This is a genomic window from Desulfitobacterium sp. PCE1, assembly GCF_000384015.1.
GTDB classification, from domain to species: domain Bacteria; phylum Bacillota; class Desulfitobacteriia; order Desulfitobacteriales; family Desulfitobacteriaceae; genus Desulfitobacterium; species Desulfitobacterium dehalogenans.
The window spans coordinates 3,430,917-3,455,681 of the sequence record NZ_KB913023.1 but is presented as its reverse complement, the minus strand read 5'-3'; the positions used below and the strand labels follow the sequence as shown (position 1 = coordinate 3,455,681).

Genomic DNA, 24,765 nt, shown 5'->3' with positions numbered 1-24,765 from the left:
ACCTTCTACATCTATCTGATAGAGAGCTTAGACTTATAGCAAAGGTCTCTTATTTTTAGTTTTGTGTTTTTATCCTTAAGTTTTACTTAGATTAATTCGATAATCCTTATAGAGGAAGTTCAACAGTTAGGCTTAGTGTACCAAGCGGGTAAAGATAAATATTGAAGTGTAAGGGAGGACTATATATGGCAATACGTACCTATGGTTTAAGCGGTTCTGGCATGGATGTGGATCAAATGGTTAGAGACATCATGTCTGCCCGTCGGGAGCAATACGATAAACTCTGGCAAAAGAAAACTCAGCTGGAGTGGAAAAAAACCGATTATAATACCATGTACAACACAATACAGAACTTCCGAAATACCACGGCTTTTAACTATCGGCTGTCCAGCACCACAATCCCCAAGACCGTGACATCATCGGCGGAGAGCATTGTTACCGCTACAGCCAATGCCGACGCGGCCAATGTAAGTCGCAGTATCAACGTGATCAATCTGGCGGAGGGAGCGAAAATCACCAGTGGGCAAATAGGCTCAGGAGCTATTAAAGACAGCCTGGTTTCTCAGCTTAATCTGGCGGAGGGAAAGTTTAACCTGGTGATCAGCGATGGTGTTGGAAAGGAAACCATAGAAGTGGATCCAACCAAAAGCATCTATGACTTTGTCAGTGACTTGAACAAATCAGGTTTGAAGATTAGAGCCAGCTATGACGCTGCCCTGGATCGCTTTCAGATAAGCACGACAGGAACAGGGAAGGATGTGGCTATTGATTTTGGAGAGACAACGGATCCTGCCGGTATAGATTTTCTTACCGATAAGTTAAAGCTAGATATTGCGAGGGTAGAGGGTAAAGATGCTAAGGTCGAACTAGATGGCGCTGAAATTACCCATTCCGGCAACACCTTTACCGCCTTTGGCGTGACCTATACTCTGAAAGCAAAAGGCGAGGCTAACATCCATGTCTCGGCCGATAATGGGAAAGCCGTATCTGCGGTCAAGGATTTCATTGAACAATACAACAGCTTGCTGGAAACGATCAATAAGGAACTGAATGAGGCAAAATATAAAAGTTACATGCCCTTAACCAATGAAATGAAGGGTGCACTGGGCGATTCTCAGATTACTCAGTGGGAAGATATGGCGAGAAGCGGCCTTCTGCGCAATGATTCTACTCTGCAGTCCTTGATCTATAGGCTGCGCAATGATATAGCGAGTCCTATCAGTGGAATTGCGGGCAAATACAATTCTTTATCTTCTATAGGTGTGACCACAGGAAAGGATTATCTGGAAGGCGGCAAGCTTTATCTTGATGAAACCAAGTTGAAGGAAGCTCTGGAAGCCGACCCGGATATTGTGAACAAACTGTTTGGTTCTTCCGGAGAGGATCGGAGTACCCAAGGGGTAGCGGTACGCCTCTATGATAGCTTGAAATCAGCTATGGATAACATTAAGGAAACAGCAGGCGTCACCAGTACCATTAAAGGTGATACGGAAAGTACTCTGGCAAAGCAAATTCGCGATTATGAAGATAGTTTAGATCGCATGAACGACCGCCTTGCCCAAATGGAAGAACGCTACTATAAACAATTTAATGCTATGGAATTAGCTTTGAGCAAGTTAAGCCAACAAAGTAACTGGCTGGCGAATATGTTTAGCAGTGGAAATTAAAAGGGAGTGAAAATATGTTGAATTCCCAAATGGCGGCCGCTTACAAAAACCAGCAGATCATGACGGCTTCCCCGGAGCAGTTAACCTTGTTGCTTTATAACGGCGCCTTAAGATTCCTTAACGAGAGCATCCAGGCCCTGGAAAGCGGCGATAAGGAAAAATCTCACCACTCCAACCTCCGCGTGCAAGCGATTATTCGCGAATTCATGGATACCTTGGATATGAATTATGAGATCGCCAAGAATTGGACAGCTCTTTATGAGTATATCGAGCACTGCTTAATTGAAGGCAATATAAAAAAAGACGTACAGCAGCTGCGTAACGCTAAAGAAATCCTGGAAGATATGCGCAATACCTGGCAGGAAGCCATGAAGCTGGCCCGACAAGACAAAGTGGCCGGGGTTTAGAGGAGGAAACAGGGTATGACTGAGAAAACTCCGGAATCCTTATGGCAGGACTACCTTTTTCTCACCAAAGAAATGCTGAAATTTCTTGACAAACAGGATATGGAGCTGTTCCATGATTTGATGAACCAGCGGGAACGGATGCAGACTCTCATTGAGGAGACTCCGGACCAAGGTTTCAGAAGTTCCCCTGAGGGGAGAAAGCTCCTGACTGAGATCCAGGGGGAAGACCAAATCCTCATGAGTCACTTTCAAGCGACTCATAGTAAAGCAAAACACCATCATCAAGTAGCGGAAGCCTACTCAGGTGGGAACCAGCGTCCTGTGAACCACAGAAACTGGGTGCGCTAACCTGACTACCCAGTCCAGTGCTGGAAGGAGGAATTCTCATGATCGTTATTGAGCCAATTCAGCCTAATAATCAGAAGACCATGATGCCTGTGGATGCCTATCCTGGTCAAAAACTGGAACGATCTCAAGAAATACCCCGGCCGGTTGTCGAGCGTAAGAATGAGATTCCCAATGCCCGGGAAGAGATTCCCCGTGAGGAAGTTGAGAAGGCAGTGGATAAATTGAACCGCTTTATGGGCCTGATCAATAAAGGAATGCGGTTCGAGGTTCATGAAGAGGACGCGGAGGAGATCCTGGTGCGGATCGTGGACCAGGACTCGGAGCAGGTTCTTAAGGAATCCACGCCGAAATGGGTGATGGAGCTGCTCCATAATCTAACCGATGTTGCCGGATTATTTGTCGATCAAAGAGTTTAACAGGTTCATTGTTAAAATGCCTCAATCCTTGGTGTTCTAAAGGATTGAGGCGCTTTTTGTGTCTGTTGTGCCATCGAATAAGGGCTCCGTCAGGACATACTTTCGGAAAGCTCAAAGCAGTATAATCTAATCACTTAGTTGTTCTTTTTCAAATACTGGTTGAATACATTATTATGATATAGCTGCATTGTAAACTTCGTATTATTTCTTCGTAAATTCCATGTGTGACTCTTTCAGTTATCCATAAAATCCCAATTAATATTAGGTATCGTCATCATAATAATAGTCGAAAGCAAAAAACACTTCGCTTTTCGGAGTGTTTTTTGCTTGGCTGGGAGAAATTAGGATGAAAGTCCTATATAAACAGGACACGTTTATAAGTAAAATAGAATTTGTATTCCAAAGAAAATGTAGTAATGTTTTATTTACACTTGGATTAAGGGAATGTTAGTATAATTAAAGCGGAAAAAAAGATATATTTGGGAAAAGCAAAGATTTCTTGATAGACTCCTTGCTTGGAGGAATTACAAAAAGCGTGGCGAATAAAGAACAATGGATGCCTCTGCCCATGGGGCTTCCACCGATTACATAACGGAATTGGGTATAGTGTTTGGCTTATTTTTTCGCATATCTGAAAGTCATATCTGCGGTGCACTGAGGCAACCGGCGACTTCAGTCAGGTTTTTCCGTGTACAATGAAGAAGCAAAAGTTAGGGGTGGAGCTGCATATGAGCCAGGAAGATAATCAAAACTTGGGAGTCGATTTGGGAGAATTTCTGGATTTTTATCTTCTCGATTCACAAGAGCAAATTGAAAAGCTTGCAGCGGGTTTGCTGCAACTTGAGAAAGAAGGCAATAATGTCGGGCTGATTAATGATCTCTTTCGTTCTGCACATAGTTTAAAAGGAGCCTCCGGAACCATGGGGTTTACTTCCATAGTAGCATTGACTCATTCTGCTGAGGATTTACTGGATCGGCTGCGTCAAGGCAAGATGGAAGTTTCACTCTCCATGGTTGACGTTCTTTTAGCGGTTACGGACCGTGTCAAAGAAATGTTAGGCCAGGTGGAAAAGCGAGAGGAAATCACCGTCGAGTATCAAGACTTGGTGGATGAAATGCGGGCACTCATGGATGGCAGAACCCCGACCGCGGTTAAAGAAGACAGTGACAGCCGGAATGAGGGCTCTGCTTCAGCCACGAATTATACGCGGGTAGATTTTCAACTGTCTGATGAAGTAGCGGAACAGGTTGAAGATTCTCAGGATATGGGACATGGAGTGTATCAAATCGATATTAGATTTGCTCCCAATACTTTGATGAAAGCAGTCCGCGCGGTCATGGCGGTGCAACGGATGGAGAATCTGGGTAAAGTAGTCAAACTTCGTCCCAGCGTGGAAGAACTGGAAGTGGGCGGACAAGACGGATTTGCGATGCTGATTTTATCCGATGATCCCCCTGAAGAGATTCGTTCGGAAATTCTCTTGGTCTCCGAGCTGGCAGAGGTAGAGATTCATCCTTACCTCATGGGTGAGGCGATTAATAGTCCTGTTATCGAAGAAGTGGCGGCTGCAGCTCAGGCGGCTGAACTACTCCCGGTTGTGGAACCGACTCCTTCCCAGCCTGTGCAGCCCGAGGTAAAGCCTGTTCAAGAAACACCGGTCAAGGTGGTAGCACCGCCTTCCAATAAGCCTGCTGCCAGCAACGGAAACAATGCTGCCGTAGATGGGAACAATCAAGTACATACGATTCGGGTCGATACTGTGCGTATGGATAATCTGATCAATTTGGTGGGCGAGATGGTGATTACTCGTACTCGCCTGGTTCAAATCGGCCAGGAGCTTAAGGAACAGTATCGCATGGATGCTTTAGTGAATAATCTTAATGAGACTACAGTGTATCTTGGGCGCTTGATGAGCGATTTGCAGGAAAGTGCTATGCGTTTGCGCATGGTTCCTATCGGCACTGTATTCAGCCGTTTCCCCCGTTTAGTTCGCGATCTCGCCCGTAAGACTCAAAAGGAGATGGAACTGGTCCTCCGGGGGGAAGACACAGAGTTGGATAAGACGGTAGTGGAAGTCATCGGCGATCCCTTAATGCATTTAATCCGCAACTCCGTGGATCATGGCATTGAGACTCCGGAGGAACGCCGGGCAGCCGGTAAACCGGAAGTGGGCACCATCACCTTGGATGCCTATCATGAAGGGAATCATATCGCCATACTGATTTCCGATGATGGAAAAGGCTTGGATCTGAACAAGATTTACGAAAAGGCTCTCAGCCGTGGGCTGGTTAGTGAAAGGGAAGGCCTCTCGGATCGGGATATTGCCAATTTAATTTTTATGCCGGGATTTAGTACAGCGGACAAAGTGACGGATATTTCCGGTCGGGGCGTGGGCATGGATGTGGTTAAAAAGGCCTTGAATAATTTGGGCGGAATGATCGACATTACTACCCGCCAGGGTCAAGGGACCACCTTTACCATTCGTCTTCCCTTAACCTTAGCTATTATCCAAGCCTTATTGGTTGAAGTGGGTACAGAGATTTATGCTGTTCCCCTATCCTCTGTCTTAGAGACCTTGCTGGTTGAGAGCAAAGACATCAAGAATGTGGGCGGATTGCCCATGGTTCAGCTTCGTGGTAACACCCTTCCCCTCATCTCACTTCGGGACAAATTCGCACTTCCTGCACCTGAGGCAGAAGCTGAAGAAGTCTTTGTGGTGGTAGTAGGGCTGGGAGATAAGGCTCTGGGTCTGATTGTGGACGGGTTGCGCGGTCAGCAGGAAGTAGTGATTAAATCTTTAGGCGACTTCTTGAATAACTTACCGGGTATTGCCGGAGCAACGATCCTAGGGGATGGAAAAGTTACCTTGATTCTTGATATCGGGAGTTTGATTCAGGATATCCTTGTAGCAAGGAAAGGCTAAATATGACTACGTAACTTGGTATTAGAATATAATGGTACATCTGATTATAGAGGAGGAGACTAGGATGGCGGAAGAACAATTAGTGACATTCGGTCTGGGTTCAGAAGAATTTGGTGTAGATATTATGTGTGTACAGGAAATTATTCGTATTCCTCCCATCACCCGAGTGCCTAAGGCCCCGGAATATGTGGAAGGGGTCATCAATCTGCGGGGCAATGTTATTCCTGTGGTGAGCCTACGGACCCGTTTTGGGATGGAACGTGTGGAAGAAAGCGATTTAAGCCGGATTATTGTCCTTCAAGTACAGAATAAAGTTTTTGGGATTCGGGTGGATGCTGTGACAGAAGTTCTGCGTTTGGATACCGAGTCCATTGAGCCGCCACCGCCTGTCGCCTTAGGGATGGACTCACATTTTATCCGCGGAGTAGGCAAGATAGGAGAACGGTTACTGATTCTTCTCAACCTCGATCATATCATGGGTGGAGAGATGAATCATGAATCAGCCTAAATCCCCAATCACCGTTTTGATTGTGGATGACTCACCCTTTATGCGCTTAACTTTGCAAAAAATATTAAGTCAGGATCCGGATATTAAGGTGCTGGATACGGCTCGGGATGGCAAAGAGGGGATTGAAAAGCTACAAGTTCTTCGCCCTCAAGTGGTGACCATGGATATTGAGATGCCTCAGATCGACGGACTCCAGGCATTGAGTGAAATCATGCGTTGGCAGCCTACCCCTGTCATTATCCTCAGCGCTTTGACCACAGAGGGAGCCCAGGCCAGTGTTAAAGCCTTAGAAGCCGGAGCCTTCGATGTGGTTGCCAAACCCTCCGGGGGACCGGGTGCAGATATCCAAGCTTTAGCTCGGGATTTAATCGACAAAGTTAAAGCTGCTGCTCAAGTGGATCCGGGACGATTAAATAAAAAAGGATCCGTAAGCAGAACTCCGACGAACCCAGGAAGCCGGCCGGCCTGGACAGCTGGAACCGCTGGTGAAAATGTTCCTCGTGCCGGTACGAGTACTTATCAGAGTCCTCCCCAAGGATTATCATCCCCAGGGAATGCGGGTTCTATCTTAGGAAATCCGAAAGGACGCTCCCTGGATGGCGGAGAGGGCTTGCCCAGATATCCTGTCGAGATTGTCGCGATTGGTACCTCCACCGGAGGGCCATCCGCTTTGCAAGCTGTATTAACCCAGCTTCCAGGTAATTTTCCGGTACCGGTGCTGGTGGCACAGCACATGCCTCCTGGCTTTACCGCCCCCTTGGCCCAGCGCCTTAATGGGATGTCCCCCCTCACCATACGAGAAGGGGTTCATGGGGAGGTTTTGAAAGCAGGAACCATCTATTTTGCTCCCGCCGGTAAGCAGATGCAGGTTCAAAGCCGTGGCTCTCAGCTCTTTCTACATATCGGCGATGAATCTCCGATTACCACCCTCTATCATCCATCGGTGGATGTGATGTTTCTGTCCTTAGCGAAAGAGGTAGGTAAAGGTACCCTGGGTGTGGTCATGACCGGAATGGGAAATGACGGGCTCAGGGGAATGCGGGAGATCAAGGAACGGGGAGGCTATGCTATCGCAGAAGCTGAAGAGACTTGTGTAGTTTATGGTATGCCCCGGGCCATTGTGGATGCAGGATTAGCCAACCGGGTGGTTCCTTTGGGGGAGATCGCCCGGCATATTGTTGAATGTGTGCAAAGGAGGTAACGACCATGGGTATTTTCGGGTCGATGGATATTAGTGCTTCAGGATTAACCGCTCAGCGGTTGCGCCTGGACGTCATATCCAATAATATTGCCAATATCAATACCACACGAACAGGACAGGTAACCGAAGCAGGAAACCAAATCCCTTATCAGCGTCAGATGGTTGTGTTTAAAGCAAGGGGTACGGAGTCAAGTTTTGCTGAGACTTTGAATCAAGCTTTGCAGGGCAGAAATGTAAGTTCCGCTGCTTTACTTCAGGGGCAATCCACTCAGGGTGCCACCGGCAACGGTGTAGAAGTTCAGGCGATTGCCGGAGATACCTTGCCATTTCGATTTGAGTATAATCCGGAATCCCCGGATGCCGCGCAAACTCCTGAAGACGGGATTCCCGCCGGTTATGTGCGCTTGCCCAATGTGAATATCGTTACCGAAATGGTGGATATGATTTCGGCTTCTCGGGCCTATGAAGCCAATGTTACAGCATTGAACGCTTCCAAATCCATGATGAGCAGAGCTCTTGAGATTGGGAAGGGGTGATTAATCCATGGCTATTAATCCAATTGTTCCTGTCAATCCTTTAATGATGAACCAAACCATGAATTCCATCCAGGAGAATAATCCTGTCGGGGATAAAGGGTCTCAAGTTCCTGCCGGGGCAGGTAAAGTGGGGGCTGATTTTAGGCAGTTTTTGCAGGAAGCCCTTCATAAAGTAGACAATCTTCAAAAGGAAGCCGATGTGGCCAGTCTCGGCTTAGCCACCGGACAAATTCAGGATCTTCATACTGCGGTGCTTGCTATAGAGAAGGCCGGTCTTTCGTTATCCTTAACTGTGGAAGTTCGCAATCGGGCTTTAGATGCCTATCATGAAGTCATGAGGATGCAAATATAATCTATGTACATTAATTTATGTACATATGTTAATACGGTTTTCCATGAAGGAAATTTGGGGTCTAAGATGAGTTAATATATAAAAATATTATCTATTTATGAGGGTTCTATTAACGGATAATTAATGTTTGAGGAAAGGAGGAGCGATGTTGAATTTTTCGTGGGCTGAAATCAAAAAATCAATTCTTGAATTTTGGGGCAAACTCTCTCGCCCACAGAAGGTCATTACCGTTGCCGCTCCTCTGGCAGTAGCAATTGCACTGATATCATTGCTTTATTGGGCAAGCCACCCCAGCTATGTAGCCATTTTTACGGAATTGACAGATATCAAAGCCGGAGAAATCACTTCGGAATTAGAAGACTTGAAGGTTAATTATAAATTAGGAAGTAATGGTTCTGCTATTTTGGTTCCTGAAAAAGAGGCGGCGGCGATTCGCCTGAAGCTGGCTAATGCAGGTCTGCCTAAGGGGAGCCAGTTTAGCTGGAGTGAGAGCTTAGACAAGACGCGCGTCGGGGAGACGGAATCCGACCGGCGGCTGCGTTACAACCTCGGTTTACAAACTGAGCTGGAGACCACCCTGAAGACCTTAAGCAGTGTCAAGGACGCCCGGGTCCATTTGGTCATACCTGAAGAGACCTTGTTTATTGAGCAACAGGAAGATACTAGGGCAGCAGTAACTCTGACCCTTAAAGAAGGCAGCTCCATTAGTGAAGATCAGATCCGGGGGATCGCCAATTTATTGGCCGCTTCGGTGAAGGGTTTAAAATTTGAAAATGTGACCATCGTGGATTCCAATGGAAATACTCTTTCCGATGTTCTGAACGAAGACAGTCAGCCGGGAAAAATGACCGCTACCCAAATTCAGCTTAAGCAGCTTACAGAGGAAAATATTCGTAAATCTGTGCAAAGTATGTTGGATAAAGCATTTAGTGCAGGAAAAACCATCGTCAGGGCTAATGCCACCTTAAACTTTGATCAAGTTACTACAGACACTGTAACTCATGGTCCCGGCGCAGTGCTCAGTGAATCCCATACCACAGAAACGACGACCAATACCTCACCCGGAGGAACAGCTCCGGGAGTCAACACCAATGTGCCGGGCTATTTGGCGCCGGACGGGACATGGATTACTTCATCCTCCGAAAAAACTTCGGACACTATTAATCATCAAGTGGATACGACCCAGGAACAACGGATTAAAAACCAAGGAGACATCGGACGCCTCACTGTTTCCGTGCTCCTGGATGCTGACAGCATAAGTGAAGATCAGATAGAGCAGATCGAAGCCATCGTCGCTTCCGCTGCCGGAATTGATCGTAATCGCGGAGATGAGATTCAAGTGGCTGCTTTGCCTTTTGATAAGACAGGTGCCCTGGAGCAAGAGCAGGCATTGGCGGAAGCAGCTCGTAAAGAACAAATGCGTACCTATATCGAATGGGGTGTAGGGGCACTTTTAGCCTTAGGGTTCATATTGGTTCTTTTCCGTATGCGCTCCAAACGCAAGCAAGATTCAGAGTCCATGGGGCTTGGTCAAGAGCTTCAGCCTGTTCCACTGGCAGCAGCCGAAGAGCTTCTTCTTGCTCAGCAGGAAGCTGAGAGGGAAGTCGAGCTTAAGCTTGCCCAACAAAAGCAGAAGTCTGCTGAAGAAATTCAGCGCCAGAAGATCAAGGAATCTGTGGATATCTATGTGCAGAATAATCCTGATGAAGTGGCACGTCTTGTTAAAACTTGGTTAGCGGAGGAAAAGTAAGATGACCCAGCAGCTTACTGGAATTCAGAAAACGGCCATCCTTATGATTGCATTAGGGCCAGAAAAATCAGCGAAGGTGGTACAGCATTTAGCGGAGAATGAAATCGAACAGCTGACGCTGGAAATGGCCAATGTACGTAAGATTTCATCAGAACAGCGGGATAAGGTCATAGACGAGTTTTATCAGATGTGTGTGGCCAATGATTATATCGCTCAGGGTGGTATTGATTACGCCCGGGAGGTTTTGGAGCGGGCACTCGGTGAGCAGCGGGCCTTTGAGATCATCACACGTCTCTCTTCTTCCTTGAAGATGCGTCCTTTTGATTTAGTACGACGCACAGACCCCAAACAATTGCTTTCTTTTATCCAAGGAGAGCATCCCCAAACCATCGCCCTGATTATGACTCATTTACCGCCGGATAAAGCGGCCATTCTCTTATCAAGCCTACCCCAGGAAAGACAAGCGGATGTAACCAAGCGGATTGCCTTAATGGGAAGAACAAGTCCTGAGGTCTTAAAAGAGATTGAGAAGATACTTGAACGCAAAATATCCAGTCTCGCTCCTACGGATTACACCACATCCGGTGGGATTCAAAGTGTGGTGGATATTCTTAACCGCAGCGATCCCAGCACCTTGAAGGTAGTCATGGATTCTCTGGAAGTGGATGATCCCGAACTGGCTGAACAGGTTAAACGTCAGATGTTTGTCTTTGAAGACATTGTTATGCTGGATGACCGGGGAATTCAGCTGGTGCTTCGTGAAGTGGATATGAAAGACCTGGCCCTTTCCCTTAAGGGCTCCAATCCGGAAGTGGGACAAAAGATCATGGCCAATATGTCATCCCGGGCATCCCAAAACTTGCGGGAGGATATGGAATTTATGGGTCCAGTCCGCTTAAGAGATGTAGAAGAAGCCCAACAGCGTATCGTTAAAGTAATTCGCCGACTCGAGGAAACAGGTGCAATCGTCATTTCAAGAGGTGGCAGTGATGAGATTATATACTAGGTCGAGAGTGGTCAAAAGCCATACCGTAGAGGTCAGCATGCCCTGTATCGTGGAATCTCAGACGGAGGTCTTTCAATTCCTAAGCAATCGTCTTTCCGTAGTTCGTGATCGGAATGAAAGTCTATCTCAGGGAGAGGAATTTCCCCGGCTTGAAGGGGAGGAAAAATGGGAACCTTCAGCCGCCGCGATCCATGACGAAGACGAAGCCTTGACAAAGGCTCGACTTGAGCAGGAAGCCAGAGCTAAGGAAACCCTTGCCGAGGCTGAAGCCCTCCGTGCTCAGGCTCAAACAGAACTTGAAAAGGCCCAGGAAGAAACCGTTAAGATTCTGGAAAGAGCACGAGTGGAAGGGGAAGAAGCTGCTCTGAAGCTTCGCGAGGAAGTCTCTCACCAGGCTTATGAAGAAGGGCTCGCCCAGGGATTAGCCCAAGGGCTTCAGGAAGGCATAGCTCAGGGAAAACAGGAAGCTGAACAGATGAAGATAGAAGCCCGGAACATCCTTGCCCTTGCTCAAAGGGCTGCTCATGAGGAATGGAGTAAAGTGGATGGAACACTGCTCCAGATGGCTTTGAAGGTTGCTGAGAGAATTCTTCGTGTCCATATTCTGGAGCACCCCAAGCAGTTGCTTCAGCGTATTCGTGCCCTGTCCCTGCTCCCCGAAGAGCGGGAGGGGTGGAAGCTCCATGTATCCACCGCGGACTACCAGTGGCTCTCCCAATGTTCAGAAGAAATCAACATCCCCCTTTTGGAGGATCAAACCTTAACCTCTGGAGACTGTTTCCTCGAATGCACCGAAGGTATTTTTGATGCTCGTGTAGAGGCTCAGCTGGAACGCTGTGAACAACTCCTGAGAGAGGAGCTAAGGCATGACCGATTGGAATAATCTGCTTCATAGAATAGATGATTTGGATTTGATCGTCTCTCATGGCCGGGTGGCCAAAATCGTGGGGCTGATGATTGAATCCGACGGTCCTCGTGTCAGTGTGGGAGAATACTGTAAGATCCATACCCAGCAGGGAAAAGAAATTCCGGCTGAAGTGGTAGGCTTTCGCAATTCCACCACCCTGCTGATGCCTCTAGCTGAATTAGAAGGAATCGCTCCGGGGGATCGGGTGGTTCCTCAACAACATAAGCTGGAAGTCGGAGTCGGGCAGGCCCTTCTGGGTAGAATTCTCGATGGACTGGGCCGGCCTTTGGATGGGCGTCCTATGGTTACTCATAAGGATTATCCATTGCAAAATTCTCCTCCCAGTGCTTTTCTAAGACCAAGAATTCGCGACCCTCTCAGTGTGGGGGTTCGCACGGTGGATGGGATGCTAACCATTGGCAGAGGACAGAGAATTGGGATTTTCGCTGGTTCAGGAGTGGGTAAAAGTACCCTGCTGGGAATGATGGCAAGGAATACCACAGCTGATGTGAATGTCATTGCTCTGGTTGGAGAACGGGGAAGAGAACTTCGGGACTTTATCGAGAAGGATCTCGGCGAAGAGGGCTTAGAGCGTTCCGTACTCGTGGTAGCAACCTCTGACCAACCCGCCTTGGTTCGCCTCAAGGCTGCTTTCACAGCCACGGCCATCGCCGAATACTTCCGGGATCAAGGCCAGGATGTACTCTTAATGATGGATTCCGTGACCCGCTTTGCCATGGCTCAACGGGAAGTGGGGTTGACCACCGGGGAACCGCCGGCAACCCGTGGCTATCCGCCTTCAGTATTTGCTTTGCTGCCCAAACTTCTTGAGCGCTCCGGCATGAGCGAGGTCGGAAGCATTACAGGGATTTACACAGTCCTTGTGGATGGGGACGATCATAACGAACCTATCGCCGATACAGTCCGTGGAATCCTGGACGGACATATCGTCCTAACCCGGGAATTAGCCATGCAGAACCATTATCCGGCCATTGATACGCTCCAATCCGTAAGCCGGGTCATGAATGATATTATCTCACCGGAACATAAAGAGCTGGCCGGAAAACTCCGGGAGCATCTTGCTATCTATCATGATGCTAAGGATTTAATTGACATCGGAGCCTATGTGGCAGGGAGCAACCCCCGTATCGATGCCGCAATCCAGCATATAGAAGGAATCAATGGTTTCCTCCGTCAGGACGTGGAGGAGAAAGTCTCCTTCGACGAAATGATCCAGCAACTTCATCAGGCCCTTATGTAAGATAAGGAGGCGATCCGATTGGCCAAATTCAGATTTCGCCTCGAAGCAGCTCTTAGGCTCGCCGAACGCAGCCTCGAAGAACAGCAGCGGCTCCTTGCTCAGGAAATCCAAAAGCTGTCCTCTCTCCAAAAGGCCTGTCAAAACCAGGAAAAAGTGTGGCAGTTTGCTTTGCAAGGTCAAGAGGAGGCGTGCAGAACCTCGCCTCAGGATCTAAGTCTATGGCAGATTTTTAGTCAAAAGCAAATTGAACTTCTACGGCAAATAGAAAAGGAAGTTTCCCAACAGGAGTGGGTGGTCGCTCAGCAGCGGCAAAGGCTCCTTGAAGCCCATCAGGATGCCGAGAAGTTGAAGAAATTGAAGGAAAAACAAAGGGTAGTATTCAACCTTAAGGAACAGCGGCGTGAACAAGCTGTCCTGGATGAAGCAGGCCAAATAATTTTTGGACGGAGGAATAGCTTATGATCGAAGTCACCCGCATCAATGGCAAAAGGTTGGTTCTTAATTCAGACCTGATCGAAAGCATGGAAGCAACCCCGGATACGGTTATTACCTTAACGGGAGGAAATAAATACGTTGTCACTGAAACAACAGAGGAGCTCATTCGCAGAGTGACGGAATATAAGAGGCATTGTCATCCGTTATTTCGGGAAGAAGGGGAGATATCAGAGTAATGGACCGTAAGTTAATTATTACAATTTTTATCGCGGGATTTTTGGGATCTACTATTGGTGTCGTTGGAACACTGGGTGCCCAGAAAATATTCTTCTCAGAAAGCCCTACACATCAAGGAGTAATAAAAAAGGAAGAAGGCCCGGTGATACCTGTTGGAGAATTTACCGTCAATCTCCGGGGAGGAGCCTTCCTTAAGACTGCTATAGCACTCGAAGGGATGAACGAAAAATCGGAAGCAGCGATCACGGCCAAGGATGCCTTTATCAAGGACCGGATTAATACCGTTCTTTCCAGTAAAACACTAGAGGATATGCAACCAGAGGTTCGTGAAGATCTGAAATTCGAGCTGATTAACCAACTTAATGAAGTAACAGGCAATCAGGTTCAGAGCATTTTCTTCTTATCCTTTGTTTATCAGTAAATACTTACCCCGGAAATGCTGCTCACCAGCGAAAAATACTATGATTTATAACCTAACTGCTTTAATATAAAAACATAAAAATAAGAATGTTTGGAGAGGGGGGATCTTATGGGAGAGGTATTGTCACAGGAAGAAATTGATGCCTTACTGAACGCGCTTTCTGATGGACAAGTGGATGCTGAGGAAATTAAAACAACAAAAGTACAAAAGAAAGTCCGAGTTTACGATTTTAGACGACCGAACAAATTCTCCAAAGATCAGATTCACTCCCTCCAGAATATTTATGAGAATTATTGCCGGTCATTGACGACTTACTTATCGGGACATCTTCATTCTATTATTGAGACTAAGGTGAGCTCCATTGAGCAAATAACCTATGATGAGTTTATTCGTTCCCTGCCTAATCCGACAATCCTCAGTTTATATGCTCTGAATCCCTTGGAAGGGACTCTTCTGATGGAGATGAGTCCGGCACTGGCCTTTGCTATCATTGACCGGCTGCTGGGCGGGCAAGGACAAGGTTCGGAGAAGAATCGGGATCTGACAGAGATTGAACGGACGATCATTTCCCATCGAGCGGAACAGATGATTACCTTAATTGGGGAGGCTTGGACTGAGGTTCTTCCTACTGAGCCGGAATATATGGTCTTAGAAACCAATCCTCAGTTTACTCAGATTGTTGCGCCCAATGAAATGATTATCCTTGTCACCTTAGAGGTTAAGGTCGGCGAAATGGTAGGAATGGTCAATATGTGCCTGCCTTATCTGGTACTGGAGCCTGTCTTGGATAAACTCAGTACATTATTCCTTTTTTCTACTCAGTCCAAAGTAACCTCGAAAGAACAGGTCAACGCTATTCGCAGGAAAATTGAATGGGCGAAAGTGGATATGACCACCATGCTGGGACATTCGGAGATTTTAGTTCGTGACCTCTTGGAATTGGCACCAGGGGATGTTATCCCGCTGATGCAAAACGTTAAAGAAGCGCTCCCTGTTTACGTTGGGAATTTTAGAAAGTTTAAAGGAATTCCTGGTCTGCATGGGGAACATCTCGCTGTTCAAATAACAGAAATCGTTGAGGAAGGAAGGGATCAGGATGGGTAACGGGATGCTTTCCCAGGAAGAAATCGATGCCCTGCTGGGAGGGAATCTTGAGACGGATCCCCCAGCGGAAAATGAACCCAAAGTAGAGTTTAGCGATATGGAAAAGGATGCCATAGGAGAAATAGCCAATATCTCCATGGGAACTGCAGCGACAACCCTTTCCCAGCTCTTGGGAAAGAAAGTTGAAATCACCACCCCCAAGGTGGATATGGCAAGTGCGGAGCAAATCCGCAAGGATTATCCGATTCCCTCGGTCATCGTCGATGTCCGGTATAAAGCGGGGATTGAAGGATCTAATCTTCTCATTCTCTCCCAACGGGATGGGGCAGTCATTGTGGATCTGATGATGGGAGGAACAGGTGAAAACCCGCCTTCAGAACTCTCAGAGCTTGGAATCAGCGGTATTGCCGAAGCTATGAATCAGATGATGGGTTCGGCGGCGACCTCCATGTCTACCATGTTTAATTCCGTCGTGGATATCACCCCACCCCAGTTAGTCTTAAATGATATGTCTCCCAAAGATGATGATATCATTACCAATGTGCTCCAATCCCACGAAGAACTCGTCAGAATTTCCTTTAGGATGGTCGTGGAAGATGTCATTGACAGCATTTTAGTTCAAGTGATTCCGATTCATGTGGCGAAGGGAATGGTTAATAAGCTTCTCGGAACAATGGGTGGAACCGGTTCCAAACCAGAAGCAAAGCTCACTCCTCCTCCTCGGGTGGAACAACCCCAGGCGCCCAACACCGGCTATGCCCAACCCACGGCACCAATCCCCGGTCCTTCTATGCCGTCACCACAAGGAGCCTATGGAAACCAACCTCCTCAAGTTCCTTACATACCTCAGCCTCAGCCGGAGTATCCTCAGCAACAACAAGGATATGGCGGACCTGCCTATGGACAAAATCAAGGAGGTTACTACGCTTCAGGATATGGGGCTCCCCCGACATCGGTACAACCGGCTCAATTCGTCCCCTTAAGGCCTGCTGATCCCATTCACGGGCAAGAGAATCTCGAGCTTATTCTGGATGTCCCCTTACAGGTCAGTGTAGAGTTAGGGAAAGCTAAGAAAACCATCAAGGAAATCCTTGAATTAGGACCCGGATCGGTTATTGAGTTGGATCGCCTGGCTGGGGAACCGGTGGATATGATCGTCAATGGTAAGCTTGTGGCAAAATGTGAAGTTGTGGTCATCAATGAGACCTTTGGGATACGCATTACGGATATTATACAGCCCAGTGAACGTATGACTAAGGCCATTGGACTTTAGAAGAATTCAGGAAAGATTAAGATTTATTCCGTTTTTATTAAGGAGGAAAAATTGTGGGTGCTAATGTTTTAATTGTTGATGATGCTGCATTTATGCGGATGATGGTCAAGGATATCTTAACAAAGAACGGCTTCACAGTGGTTGGCGAGGCTGAGAATGGGGCTGTGGCCGTCGATAAATTTGCTGAGCTGACTCCAGATTTGGTCATCATGGATATCACCATGCCTGAGATGGATGGACTACAGGCCGTTCGTGAGATTCGCAAGCGCGACCCTCAAGCCAAGATCATTATGTGCAGTGCCATGGGCCAGCAAGCGATGGTTATCGATGCCATTCAATCCGGCGCCAAGGACTTTATTGTGAAACCCTTCCAAGCAGATCGGGTGGTTGAGGCTGTAAAAAAGGCGCTGAAGTAAAATGCCAAAAATAGATAATACCACGCCCTATCCAGACACAATTCCTGCTTCCGCAGATCTGTCAGGAGCCGATCCTTCCTACTGGGGGGGGATCATAGGGACGATTCTTGTCTTTCTCCTTATTCTGGTGGTTGCTTTATGGGTCATCCGCAAAATGAACCAGGCTTCTTTCCGGGGCATGCAGGCGCCTTGGGCGAGAGTTCTGGATCGGCAAATGCTCAATACCAGCCAATCTCTCTATCTGGTGGAAATTGCGGGAAAGCTCCAGATCCTGGGGGGAACGGATCATCATTTGACGAAGATCGATGAGATCGATGACCCTGAGCTGGCGGCTGAGATCCTGGATGAGCTTGCCCACCGGCCCACTGAGCGTGTGGAGGGCATTCTATCCGGAATTGCCCAGCGCACCTTTGGCGGTAAACGGCGCCGGGGGAAAGAACCCTTTGCCGATGAGCTTGAACGTTTGCTTGAGGAGGTGGACCAATGATAGCCACCGTGAAGGCATTGGGTTCAGCAAAGAAGCGAAACCTAAAAGCTTTGCTGCTGTTCTTCTTGATTTTGGGCGGAATACTGGTGAATACGGATTCAGTTTTGGCCGCAGGATTAACCCTTGATTTCGGGACGACAACGGCTGAGCAAACCAGTTCAACCCTGCAAATCCTGCTTTTATTGACCATACTCTCCATCGCTCCGGCGATTCTTGTTCTGATGACCTCTTTTACCCGGACGATTATTGTGCTCTCCTTTGTACGCAATGCCCTTGGTACACAGCAGCTGCCGCCGAATCAGGTGATTATTGGGCTTTCATTATTTTTAACCTTTTTCGTCATGGCACCCACTTGGAATGAGATCAATACCCAGGCTCTTCAGCCCTATATGCAAAATCAAATGACTCAGGCAGAAGCTCTGCAGCAAGCGGAAGCCCCTTTAAGGCAATTTATGTTTGAGCAGACCCGGGAAAAAGATCTCAAGCTTTTCGTCGGTCTGGCCAGAATGGAACAGCCTCAGACTTATGGGGATATCCCCACCTATGTCCTCATTCCTGCTTTTGTAATCAGTGAGTTAAAGACAGCTTTTCAGATGGGCTTTGCAATCTTTATCCCCTTTATGGTGATCGATATGTTGGTGGCTTCTGTTCTCATGTCCATGGGTATGATGATGCTTCCCCCCATGATGGTTTCATTGCCCTTTAAGATTCTTTTGTTTGTTTTGGTGGACGGTTGGCATCTTGTAGTCCAGTCACTTGTCACAAGCTTCTACTAACCTAAGGATGTGTATTGATGAATCAAAGTGACGTACTTTATCTGGCCAAAGAAGCCTTGATGACAGCCTTGATGATTGGGGGTCCTGTACTGGGTGTGAGCTTGCTTGTGGGTTTAATGGTCAGTGTGTTTCAGGCCATGACTCAGATTCAAGAGCAGACCCTCACCTTTATTCCCAAAATCCTGGCCATCGCTCTTGTCATGCTTTTATTGGGCCCGTGGATGCTTAATGTGATTACAGGTTTTACTACCAATCTCTTTAACGATCTGGCTATTTTTGGTAAATATTAATCATCTCGGAGGAGTGACATGGGCTTAGCAGAATTTTTGCAATGGAATCTCACGTTGTTCCTCCTTATTCTCTCACGTTGGGCAGGCATGATTATGCTGGCCCCGGTGTTTGGAGCCCGCGGAGTTCCTGCCATGGTCAAGTTGGGCTTGGCGGTAAGTATTTCGCTCATCCTCTATCCGATCATCATGGCCGGCGGACCGCAGATTCCCAGCGAAACACTGCCCTATGCGGCACTATTAATCAAAGAGATTGTGGTTGGCCTTGTGATCGGTTTTGTCATTTATGCCATTACTGCCGTGTTAGAAGGAGCAGGTCAATTGATTGACATGCAGATGGGCTTTAATATGAGCGGAGCCATCGACCCGATTTTTGGTGTGCAAAGCGCTATGATGGGTAATTTTCAAATGATTTTGGCCATTATGCTGCTCCTTGCCACCAACTCCCACCATTATCTTATTGCGGCCATGGTCAAGAGCTATACTTATGTCCCTATTAATCCGGGGGCTCTCCCTCAAGGACTTAATTATTATATCTTTCTCATTCGGGAAATCTTCACCTTGTCGGTACAACTGGCTCTCCCCGTCATAGGTGCGTTGGTTCTGACGGATATCGGTGTGGGACTCTTGATGCGCACTGTGCCCCAGATGAATATTTTTACGGTCATCTTTCCAGTAAAAATCATCTTTGGTTTTATCATTCTTTTTTTGGGAATCGGTTTTTTTGGAGAAACAGTCAACATGCTCTTTGGGCGGGCCATGACCTGGCTCTTAGAGTTGTATAAAGGGTGGCAAGGAACATGAGTGAAAAAACGTTTCAGGCCACGCCCAGGCGAAGGCAGGAAGCACGTAAGAAAGGCCAGGTCTTCAAGAGTACGGAAATGGTTTCCGCACTCATGCTGGTCAGCTTTATTGGGCTGTTAAAGTACTATGTACCCACCATGGTGGAAAAGGTTACCCAAATCTTTCCTTATGTCTATGGGCTCTCTACTGAATGGACGGCCCGCTCCATTTCCAGCCTGATGGTGGATCTTCTCTGGCTGGGTATACAGATTGTAGCTCCTTTGTTAGTAGTGGGTGCTGTCGTCGCCACCGGCGCCAATTACCTTCAGGTACGCTCCCTTTTTACTGTGGAGCCCTTAAAGCCCCAATTGAGCCGAATTAGCCCGATTAGCGGCGCTAAACGGATGTTTGGGGTGAAAGCCTGGGTGGAACTTCTCAAGTCCCTGCTCAAAGTCACTTTTATAGGCTATTTCCTCTACGCCACCATCCGGGATAATTTCGAAGTCTTTCCGACAATGGCTCGTTTCACAGTAGGCCAAGGGGCAGTCTTTATCGGCGGATTAATCATCAACCTGGGCTGGAAAATCGCCTTATCCTTCTTCATCATTGCGGCCATCGATTTTCTCTATCAGTGGTGGGATTATGAGAAAAATCTTAAGATGTCCCACGAAGAGTTGAAGCAGGAATATAAGCAAACGGAAGGGAATCCTCAGCTTAAAGGGGAGATTAAAAGAAAACAAAGGGCCATGTCCATGCGCCGTATGATGCAGGATTTAAAAACTGCCGATGTGGTGGTGACCAACCCCACCCACTATGCTGTAGCCCTGCGTTATGACCCCAAAGAAAGTTCGGCCCCGGTCGTGGTGGCCAAAGGTGCCGACGAAATCGCCCAACGGATTAAGCAGCTGGCCAAAGAATATGGGATTGTAACGATGGAAAATAAGCCGCTGGCCCGGGCCCTTTTCGCGCAAGCGGAAATAGGTCAGGCTGTGCCTGCGGATCTCTATAAAGCCGTGGCGGAGGTCCTCGCCTTCGTGTACCGGCTTAAGCGCAAGAAATATACCGGGTAAGAAAGGAGGAATCCACTCATGGCCACAAACGTAAGCCGCCGCTGGTACAGCAACATTGACGTCCTCGCAGCTATTTTCATCGTCTCCATTGTTGTCATGATGGTTGTACCCATTCCTCCACTGATGTTAGATATTCTATTGACCATTAGCATTTCTGCCGCCGTACTTACTTTGATGATTGCGGTCTTTACCAAAGACCCTTTGGAATTTTCGGTGCTTCCTTCCTTGATTCTGATTTTAACCCTGTTTCGTCTCTCCCTTAATGTGTCCACCACCCGCTTAATTCTCTCAAATGGTCATGCCGGTGAAGTCATTCAGCAGTTCGGCGAGTTTGTCGTCAAAGGCAGCGCTGTGGTCGGCTTTATCATCTTTGCCATTTTGGTCGTCGTGAACTTCATTGTTATTACCAAGGGTTCGGAACGGGTATCTGAAGTAGGGGCCCGCTTCACCTTGGATGCAATGCCGGGGAAGCAAATGAGCATTGATGCCGACCTGAATGCAGGGATGATTACCGAAGTGCAAGCCCGAGACCGCCGCAAGAAGATTCAAGCTGAAGCTGATTTTTATGGGGCCATGGATGGAGCCAGTAAGTTCGTCAAAGGAGATGCCATCGCTGCCATTATCATCCTCTTTATTAATATTATCGGAGGATTTGTTACCGGGGTCGTTATACGGGACATGGACATGATGGAAGCCTTGCATACCTATACTCTTTTGACCATTGGGGATGGACTTGTAACACAAATTCCAGCCCTTTTGATGTCTACAGCCACAGGTTTGGTGGTCACTCGGGCAGCTTCAGAAACCAACTTAGGTGAGGACCTCTCCCGACAACTTTTTCACACCCCGAAAGCTCTCTACATAACCGCAGGGGTAGCCTTAATCCTCGCTCTATTTGGACTTCCTCTCTTGCCCTTACTTATTGTTGCCATTGTTCTTGTGGTGCTGGGAAGGGTTATGGATAAAGGCAGTCAAAAAGCAGTGGTGGAAGAGTCCGCGGCGGCGCGGGAAACAGCTATTGAAGAAAGTAAAAAGCCGGAGAATGTCCTTAACCTTTTAAATGTGGATAATATGGAGCTGGAACTGGGATATGCCCTTATCGCCTTAGTTGATGTCCAGCAAGGGGGCGATCTCTTAGACCGTATCGTCTTGATCCGGAGACAGGTGGCCAGCGAACTGGGCTTTATCGTTCCGGTAATTCGCGTCCGGGATAATATGAATCTGCAACCCAATCAGTATTCAATTAAAATTCGCGGTGCCGAGGTGGCCGGGGGAGAAATTTTGGCCGATCACTATCTTGCCATGAGCAGCGGCCTGGGAGATGATACTATTCCGGGCATACCCACAAAGGAGCCTGCCTTTGGGCTGGACGCCAAGTGGATTAATGCCGTTTATAGAGAAGAAGTGGAGATGAATGGCGGGACTGTGGTGGATGCTCCTACAGTCTTAGCGACTCATTTGACAGAAGTCATTAAGAGCAATGCCTGGGAAATCTTAAGCCGTCAGGATGTCAAAACCCTTCTGGATCATGCTCGTGAGCAAGCACCGGCTGCGGTGGATGATGCTATGGAGCATTTGAATCTGGGACATTTACAGAAGATCCTCTCAAATTTGCTGAGAGAACGGGTTTCCGTCCGGGATATGGTGACCGTCCTGGAGACTTTAGCCGATTATGCCTCATCCACAAAGGATTTGGATCGCTTAACTGAGTATGTTCGTCAGTCCTTAGCCCGACAAATTGTCCAGCCTCTCCTGGGAATGGACAAACAATTGCCGGTGCTTACCCTGGAGCCGAAGCTGGAACAGCAGATTCTGGATAGTATTCAGCCTTCGGATTTCGGGAGCTATCTGACTCTGGATCCTCGTGTGTTGCAGGAACTTATGCAATCCTTAGTCCGGGAAATAGAAAAAATGGCCTTTAAAGGATATAACCCTATCTTGGTCTGTGCTCCGGTCGTGAGGATTAATCTAAAACGGGTTACGGAGCGTCAGTTACCACAGCTCATTGTTTTATCTTATAACGAGCTTGTTCATGGTGTACAAGTTCAGGCAGTAGGGATGGTGACGACTGGAAATGCGAGTTAAACGATTTGTTGGAGATACAGTGGCCGAGACCATGGGCAAGGTGAAGAAGGAATTGGGAGCCGATGCTGTCATCCTTCAGACACGGCAATTCAAGGAAGGCGGGTTGTTAGGGCTTTTCGGTAAGCCCAAAGTGGAAGTTATGGCTGCCATTGAAGAGGAACCTGTGAACAAAAAACAAGTTCCTGTGAAATCTTTATACCCGTCGAATCCATATACAGTCCGGAAAGAAGCCCCTTTGGCGCATAATGAAGAAAAAGAGATTTACCCACATCGGTTCGTTGAGAGCATTCCTACAGAAAGAACTCCCAGAGCTGAGGTAAGCACTCTCAAAAATGGAGAAGTCAACACCTTAGAAGTAGAACTTCAATCCATGCGTAAATTACTGGAGAGCATGAACCGCCAAATTGAAGGTTTGGATGGTGAACAGGGAGTATGGCCCGTACCCCTGCAAAAATGGGCCGATATGCTCAAAGAGCGGGGAATAAACCCAAAGTTAATCAAGAGACTTCTTCGCTCAGTCCAGCAAAATGTTCGTGAAGAAGACTGGGTTGAGGACCATCGGGTCAGATCCTGTATAAAAGAAGCCGTGCGTCAGATTTGCGGAAATACGGCGGCTATTCAGCCAGGAGTCCGTAAACCACGGATAGTTGCCTTAGTCGGACCCACAGGGGTAGGAAAAACCACCACCATCGGAAAACTAGCAGCGGGCTTTAGTATCGTGGATAAACGGCGAGTTGCTCTGATCACTGCAGATACCTATCGGGTCGCTGCCGTGGAGCAGCTGAAAACCTTTGGGGAGATTATTGGGGTACCTGTAGAGGTGGTCATGACTCCCTCCGGACTGCGGGAAGCCATCCAACGCCATGAGGATAAGGAACTTATTTTTATTGATACGGCGGGGCGTAGTCCTCATCATGATCTTCATATGTCAGAATTGAAAGCGTTTCTAGAGAAGGCTCAGCCGGAATTAACCATGCTCGTCATGAGTGCCGCCACTCAGGCTCCGGATCTGGCCAAGATTTACGAACGCTTCGAAGCGTTGACGACTCATCTGATTTTTACCAAGATGGATGAAACAATCAGCGGGGGGACCATTCTTAATCTTTTGGAAAGAACAGACCTGCCTGTTGCATATATTACCAATGGGCAAAATGTTCCTGATGATATAGAAGTTGCGACCCCAGAGCGTCTGACTCGGTATATTCTGGGGGAGGGGGATCGACGTGAATGACCAGGCAAAAGTATTGAAGCGTATCGCCTCTCGACATAAATCGAACTCTACCTCGAACCCGAATTCCCAACAAGGTCTTCGTGTATTTGCAGTGACCAGCGGCAAGGGTGGAGTAGGGAAGACCAATTTCAGTGTGAATTTGGGCTTGGCATTAATCGATTTAGGCTATCGGGTCATCCTTTTGGATGGTGATCTGGGACTTGCGAACCTGGATATAGCTTGTGGCGTTACTCCCCGTTATACTTTTGAGCATCTTCTCAATGGTGAAAAGGATATTGAGGAAATCCTTATCTATGGCCCTAAAGGGATAGGAATATTACCGGGGGGCTCAGGGGTCCAGGATCTGGCTAACATTGAGAGGGATCGGTTGGAAGAGGTAGTTAGAAATCTGGGACGCTTAGAAGGCTTGGCTGATATTATTATCATCGATACAGGCGCAGGTTTAGGATATACTGTACTCAATTTCCTGAGGGCGGCGGATGATATCATCTTGATCACCACTCCAGAGCCAACCTCTTTAACCGATGCATACGGTCTGCTGAAGGCTTTGCAGAAGGTTAAGGATAATTTCACTGTCAATGTGGTAGTGAATCGGGTGCAAAAGGAGTCGGATGCTAAGGACACCTATGAGCGCCTGGAAAGTGCTGCGAAACGGTTCCTGAATGCTTCGGTCAATTTGTTAGGATGGGTCTATGAGGACATGTCCGTGGGCAGAGCCATTATGAAACAAGAACCCATCGGGGTCTCCTATCCTCGAAGTACGGCCTATCAATGTATCCAATGGATTGCCAGCTCGGTGTCGGGACTTTATCTTAGTCCACCGAGACAAGCGGGGGGAATTCGTGGCTTTTTGACCAATCTTTTACGGACTTTTTAA

General features: G+C 47.6%; 27 protein-coding genes. All 27 read left to right on the top strand.

Going from position 1 to position 24,765, the window contains the following annotated elements; all coding sequences use genetic code 11:
- Positions 1-185: 185 nt before the first annotated feature.
- The 27 genes from fliD (at position 186) to DESPCE1_RS0117160 (ending at position 24,765) form a co-directional block, all read left to right on the top strand.
- The gene (gene fliD / locus DESPCE1_RS0117290; protein ID WP_019851150.1) at positions 186-1,667 is read left to right on the top strand and encodes a flagellar filament capping protein FliD; all 1,482 of its coding nucleotides are present in this window, start codon (positions 186-188) and stop codon (positions 1,665-1,667) included.
- A 14-nt stretch (positions 1,668-1,681) separates the two neighbouring features.
- Positions 1,682-2,074 carry a flagellar export chaperone FliS gene (gene fliS, locus DESPCE1_RS0117285; protein ID WP_019851149.1) on the top strand — a complete coding sequence of 131 codons (393 nt, stop codon included), beginning with the start codon at positions 1,682-1,684 and terminating at the stop codon, positions 2,072-2,074.
- Positions 2,075-2,089: 15 nt separating this feature from the next.
- Entirely contained in the window at positions 2,090-2,422 is a 333-nt protein-coding gene (locus DESPCE1_RS0117280; RefSeq protein WP_019851148.1) for a hypothetical protein, read from the top strand.
- A gap of 38 nt (positions 2,423-2,460) precedes the next feature.
- Positions 2,461-2,838: a flagellar protein FlaG gene (locus tag DESPCE1_RS0117275; protein ID WP_019851147.1), complete on the top strand. Its 378-nt coding sequence runs from the start codon at positions 2,461-2,463 to the stop codon at positions 2,836-2,838.
- Positions 2,839-3,566: 728 nt separating this feature from the next.
- Positions 3,567-5,762 carry a chemotaxis protein CheA gene (locus DESPCE1_RS0117270; RefSeq protein WP_019851146.1) on the top strand — a complete coding sequence of 732 codons (2,196 nt, stop codon included), beginning with the start codon at positions 3,567-3,569 and terminating at the stop codon, positions 5,760-5,762.
- A gap of 64 nt (positions 5,763-5,826) precedes the next feature.
- On the top strand, positions 5,827-6,270 hold the full coding sequence (locus DESPCE1_RS0117265; RefSeq protein WP_014795285.1) for a chemotaxis protein CheW: 444 nt from the start codon (positions 5,827-5,829) through the stop codon (positions 6,268-6,270).
- Complete coding sequence (locus DESPCE1_RS0117260; RefSeq protein WP_019851145.1) at positions 6,257-7,471, top strand: chemotaxis response regulator protein-glutamate methylesterase; 1,215 nt, start codon at positions 6,257-6,259, stop codon at positions 7,469-7,471. The genes DESPCE1_RS0117265 and DESPCE1_RS0117260 overlap by 14 nt, the downstream gene beginning before the upstream one ends.
- Positions 7,472-7,476: 5 nt before the next feature.
- Positions 7,477-8,007 (top strand): flagellar basal body rod protein FlgC, encoded by a 531-nt coding sequence (flgC, locus tag DESPCE1_RS0117255; protein ID WP_019851144.1) that lies wholly within the window; start codon positions 7,477-7,479, stop codon positions 8,005-8,007.
- Positions 8,008-8,014: 7 nt separating this feature from the next.
- On the top strand, positions 8,015-8,359 hold the full coding sequence (fliE, locus tag DESPCE1_RS0117250; RefSeq protein ID WP_019851143.1) for a flagellar hook-basal body complex protein FliE: 345 nt from the start codon (positions 8,015-8,017) through the stop codon (positions 8,357-8,359).
- 148 nt (positions 8,360-8,507) lie between these two features.
- A complete protein-coding gene (gene fliF / locus DESPCE1_RS0117245) occupies positions 8,508-10,109 on the top strand; it encodes a flagellar basal-body MS-ring/collar protein FliF (RefSeq protein ID WP_028305616.1) in 1,602 nt (533 codons plus the stop codon).
- Between the two features lies 1 nt (position 10,110).
- On the top strand, positions 10,111-11,115 hold the full coding sequence (fliG, locus tag DESPCE1_RS0117240; protein WP_014795280.1) for a flagellar motor switch protein FliG: 1,005 nt from the start codon (positions 10,111-10,113) through the stop codon (positions 11,113-11,115).
- On the top strand, positions 11,099-11,998 hold the full coding sequence (locus DESPCE1_RS0117235; protein WP_019851142.1) for a FliH/SctL family protein: 900 nt from the start codon (positions 11,099-11,101) through the stop codon (positions 11,996-11,998). Before fliG ends, DESPCE1_RS0117235 begins: the two co-directional genes overlap by 17 nt.
- On the top strand, positions 11,982-13,283 hold the full coding sequence (gene fliI / locus DESPCE1_RS0117230) for a flagellar protein export ATPase FliI (protein WP_019851141.1): 1,302 nt from the start codon (positions 11,982-11,984) through the stop codon (positions 13,281-13,283). Before DESPCE1_RS0117235 ends, fliI begins: the two co-directional genes overlap by 17 nt.
- Before the next feature lie 18 nt (positions 13,284-13,301).
- The gene (locus tag DESPCE1_RS0117225; protein WP_019851140.1) at positions 13,302-13,745 is read left to right on the top strand and encodes a flagellar FliJ family protein; all 444 of its coding nucleotides are present in this window, start codon (positions 13,302-13,304) and stop codon (positions 13,743-13,745) included.
- On the top strand, positions 13,742-13,954 hold the full coding sequence (locus tag DESPCE1_RS0117220) for a flagellar FlbD family protein (RefSeq protein ID WP_014795276.1): 213 nt from the start codon (positions 13,742-13,744) through the stop codon (positions 13,952-13,954). The genes DESPCE1_RS0117225 and DESPCE1_RS0117220 overlap by 4 nt, the downstream gene beginning before the upstream one ends.
- The gene (gene fliL / locus DESPCE1_RS0117215; protein WP_014795275.1) at positions 13,954-14,376 is read left to right on the top strand and encodes a flagellar basal body-associated protein FliL; all 423 of its coding nucleotides are present in this window, start codon (positions 13,954-13,956) and stop codon (positions 14,374-14,376) included. Before DESPCE1_RS0117220 ends, fliL begins: the two co-directional genes overlap by 1 nt.
- A 108-nt stretch (positions 14,377-14,484) precedes the next feature.
- Positions 14,485-15,480: a flagellar motor switch protein FliM gene (gene fliM / locus DESPCE1_RS0117210; protein ID WP_014795274.1), complete on the top strand. Its 996-nt coding sequence runs from the start codon at positions 14,485-14,487 to the stop codon at positions 15,478-15,480.
- The gene (fliY, locus tag DESPCE1_RS0117205; RefSeq protein WP_019851139.1) at positions 15,473-16,753 is read left to right on the top strand and encodes a flagellar motor switch phosphatase FliY; all 1,281 of its coding nucleotides are present in this window, start codon (positions 15,473-15,475) and stop codon (positions 16,751-16,753) included. Before fliM ends, fliY begins: the two co-directional genes overlap by 8 nt.
- Positions 16,754-16,806: 53 nt before the next feature.
- Positions 16,807-17,169: a response regulator gene (locus DESPCE1_RS0117200; RefSeq protein ID WP_014795272.1), complete on the top strand. Its 363-nt coding sequence runs from the start codon at positions 16,807-16,809 to the stop codon at positions 17,167-17,169.
- A 1-nt stretch (position 17,170) separates the two neighbouring features.
- Complete coding sequence (fliO, locus tag DESPCE1_RS0117195; RefSeq protein WP_019851138.1) at positions 17,171-17,656, top strand: flagellar biosynthetic protein FliO; 486 nt, start codon at positions 17,171-17,173, stop codon at positions 17,654-17,656.
- On the top strand, positions 17,653-18,432 hold the full coding sequence (gene fliP / locus DESPCE1_RS0117190) for a flagellar type III secretion system pore protein FliP (RefSeq protein WP_019851137.1): 780 nt from the start codon (positions 17,653-17,655) through the stop codon (positions 18,430-18,432). Before fliO ends, fliP begins: the two co-directional genes overlap by 4 nt.
- 17 nt (positions 18,433-18,449) lie before the next feature.
- Complete coding sequence (gene fliQ, locus DESPCE1_RS0117185) at positions 18,450-18,722, top strand: flagellar biosynthesis protein FliQ (RefSeq protein ID WP_014795269.1); 273 nt, start codon at positions 18,450-18,452, stop codon at positions 18,720-18,722.
- An 18-nt stretch (positions 18,723-18,740) separates the two neighbouring features.
- Positions 18,741-19,523, top strand: a complete 783-nt coding sequence (fliR, locus tag DESPCE1_RS0117180) for a flagellar biosynthetic protein FliR (protein ID WP_014795268.1) — start codon at positions 18,741-18,743, stop codon at positions 19,521-19,523.
- Entirely contained in the window at positions 19,520-20,572 is a 1,053-nt protein-coding gene (gene flhB, locus DESPCE1_RS0117175; protein ID WP_019851136.1) for a flagellar biosynthesis protein FlhB, read from the top strand. The genes fliR and flhB overlap by 4 nt, the downstream gene beginning before the upstream one ends.
- A gap of 18 nt (positions 20,573-20,590) precedes the next feature.
- On the top strand, positions 20,591-22,657 hold the full coding sequence (gene flhA, locus DESPCE1_RS0117170) for a flagellar biosynthesis protein FlhA (protein ID WP_014795266.1): 2,067 nt from the start codon (positions 20,591-20,593) through the stop codon (positions 22,655-22,657).
- On the top strand, positions 22,647-23,888 hold the full coding sequence (gene flhF, locus DESPCE1_RS0117165; RefSeq protein ID WP_019851135.1) for a flagellar biosynthesis protein FlhF: 1,242 nt from the start codon (positions 22,647-22,649) through the stop codon (positions 23,886-23,888). The genes flhA and flhF overlap by 11 nt, the downstream gene beginning before the upstream one ends.
- The gene (locus DESPCE1_RS0117160) at positions 23,881-24,765 is read left to right on the top strand and encodes a MinD/ParA family protein (protein ID WP_014795264.1); all 885 of its coding nucleotides are present in this window, start codon (positions 23,881-23,883) and stop codon (positions 24,763-24,765) included. The genes flhF and DESPCE1_RS0117160 overlap by 8 nt, the downstream gene beginning before the upstream one ends.

Coding starts and splice junctions, on each gene's coding strand:
- fliM (WP_014795274.1), top strand. CDS start 14,485: ATGGGAGAGGTATTGTCACAGGAAGAAATTGATGCCTTACTGAACGCG.
- fliI (WP_019851141.1), top strand. CDS start 11,982: ATGACCGATTGGAATAATCTGCTTCATAGAATAGATGATTTGGATTTG.
- flhA (WP_014795266.1), top strand. CDS start 20,591: ATGGCCACAAACGTAAGCCGCCGCTGGTACAGCAACATTGACGTCCTC.
- DESPCE1_RS0117270 (WP_019851146.1), top strand. CDS start 3,567: ATGAGCCAGGAAGATAATCAAAACTTGGGAGTCGATTTGGGAGAATTT.
- fliE (WP_019851143.1), top strand. CDS start 8,015: ATGGCTATTAATCCAATTGTTCCTGTCAATCCTTTAATGATGAACCAA.
- DESPCE1_RS0117260 (WP_019851145.1), top strand. CDS start 6,257: ATGAATCAGCCTAAATCCCCAATCACCGTTTTGATTGTGGATGACTCA.
- flhB (WP_019851136.1), top strand. CDS start 19,520: ATGAGTGAAAAAACGTTTCAGGCCACGCCCAGGCGAAGGCAGGAAGCA.
- flhF (WP_019851135.1), top strand. CDS start 22,647: ATGCGAGTTAAACGATTTGTTGGAGATACAGTGGCCGAGACCATGGGC.
- fliL (WP_014795275.1), top strand. CDS start 13,954: ATGGACCGTAAGTTAATTATTACAATTTTTATCGCGGGATTTTTGGGA.
- fliO (WP_019851138.1), top strand. CDS start 17,171: ATGCCAAAAATAGATAATACCACGCCCTATCCAGACACAATTCCTGCT.
- fliR (WP_014795268.1), top strand. CDS start 18,741: ATGGGCTTAGCAGAATTTTTGCAATGGAATCTCACGTTGTTCCTCCTT.
- fliG (WP_014795280.1), top strand. CDS start 10,111: ATGACCCAGCAGCTTACTGGAATTCAGAAAACGGCCATCCTTATGATT.
- fliD (WP_019851150.1), top strand. CDS start 186: ATGGCAATACGTACCTATGGTTTAAGCGGTTCTGGCATGGATGTGGAT.
- DESPCE1_RS0117235 (WP_019851142.1), top strand. CDS start 11,099: ATGAGATTATATACTAGGTCGAGAGTGGTCAAAAGCCATACCGTAGAG.
- DESPCE1_RS0117280 (WP_019851148.1), top strand. CDS start 2,090: ATGACTGAGAAAACTCCGGAATCCTTATGGCAGGACTACCTTTTTCTC.
- fliS (WP_019851149.1), top strand. CDS start 1,682: ATGTTGAATTCCCAAATGGCGGCCGCTTACAAAAACCAGCAGATCATG.
- DESPCE1_RS0117220 (WP_014795276.1), top strand. CDS start 13,742: ATGATCGAAGTCACCCGCATCAATGGCAAAAGGTTGGTTCTTAATTCA.
- flgC (WP_019851144.1), top strand. CDS start 7,477: ATGGGTATTTTCGGGTCGATGGATATTAGTGCTTCAGGATTAACCGCT.
- DESPCE1_RS0117275 (WP_019851147.1), top strand. CDS start 2,461: ATGATCGTTATTGAGCCAATTCAGCCTAATAATCAGAAGACCATGATG.
- DESPCE1_RS0117265 (WP_014795285.1), top strand. CDS start 5,827: ATGGCGGAAGAACAATTAGTGACATTCGGTCTGGGTTCAGAAGAATTT.
- fliY (WP_019851139.1), top strand. CDS start 15,473: ATGGGTAACGGGATGCTTTCCCAGGAAGAAATCGATGCCCTGCTGGGA.
- fliP (WP_019851137.1), top strand. CDS start 17,653: ATGATAGCCACCGTGAAGGCATTGGGTTCAGCAAAGAAGCGAAACCTA.
- fliQ (WP_014795269.1), top strand. CDS start 18,450: ATGAATCAAAGTGACGTACTTTATCTGGCCAAAGAAGCCTTGATGACA.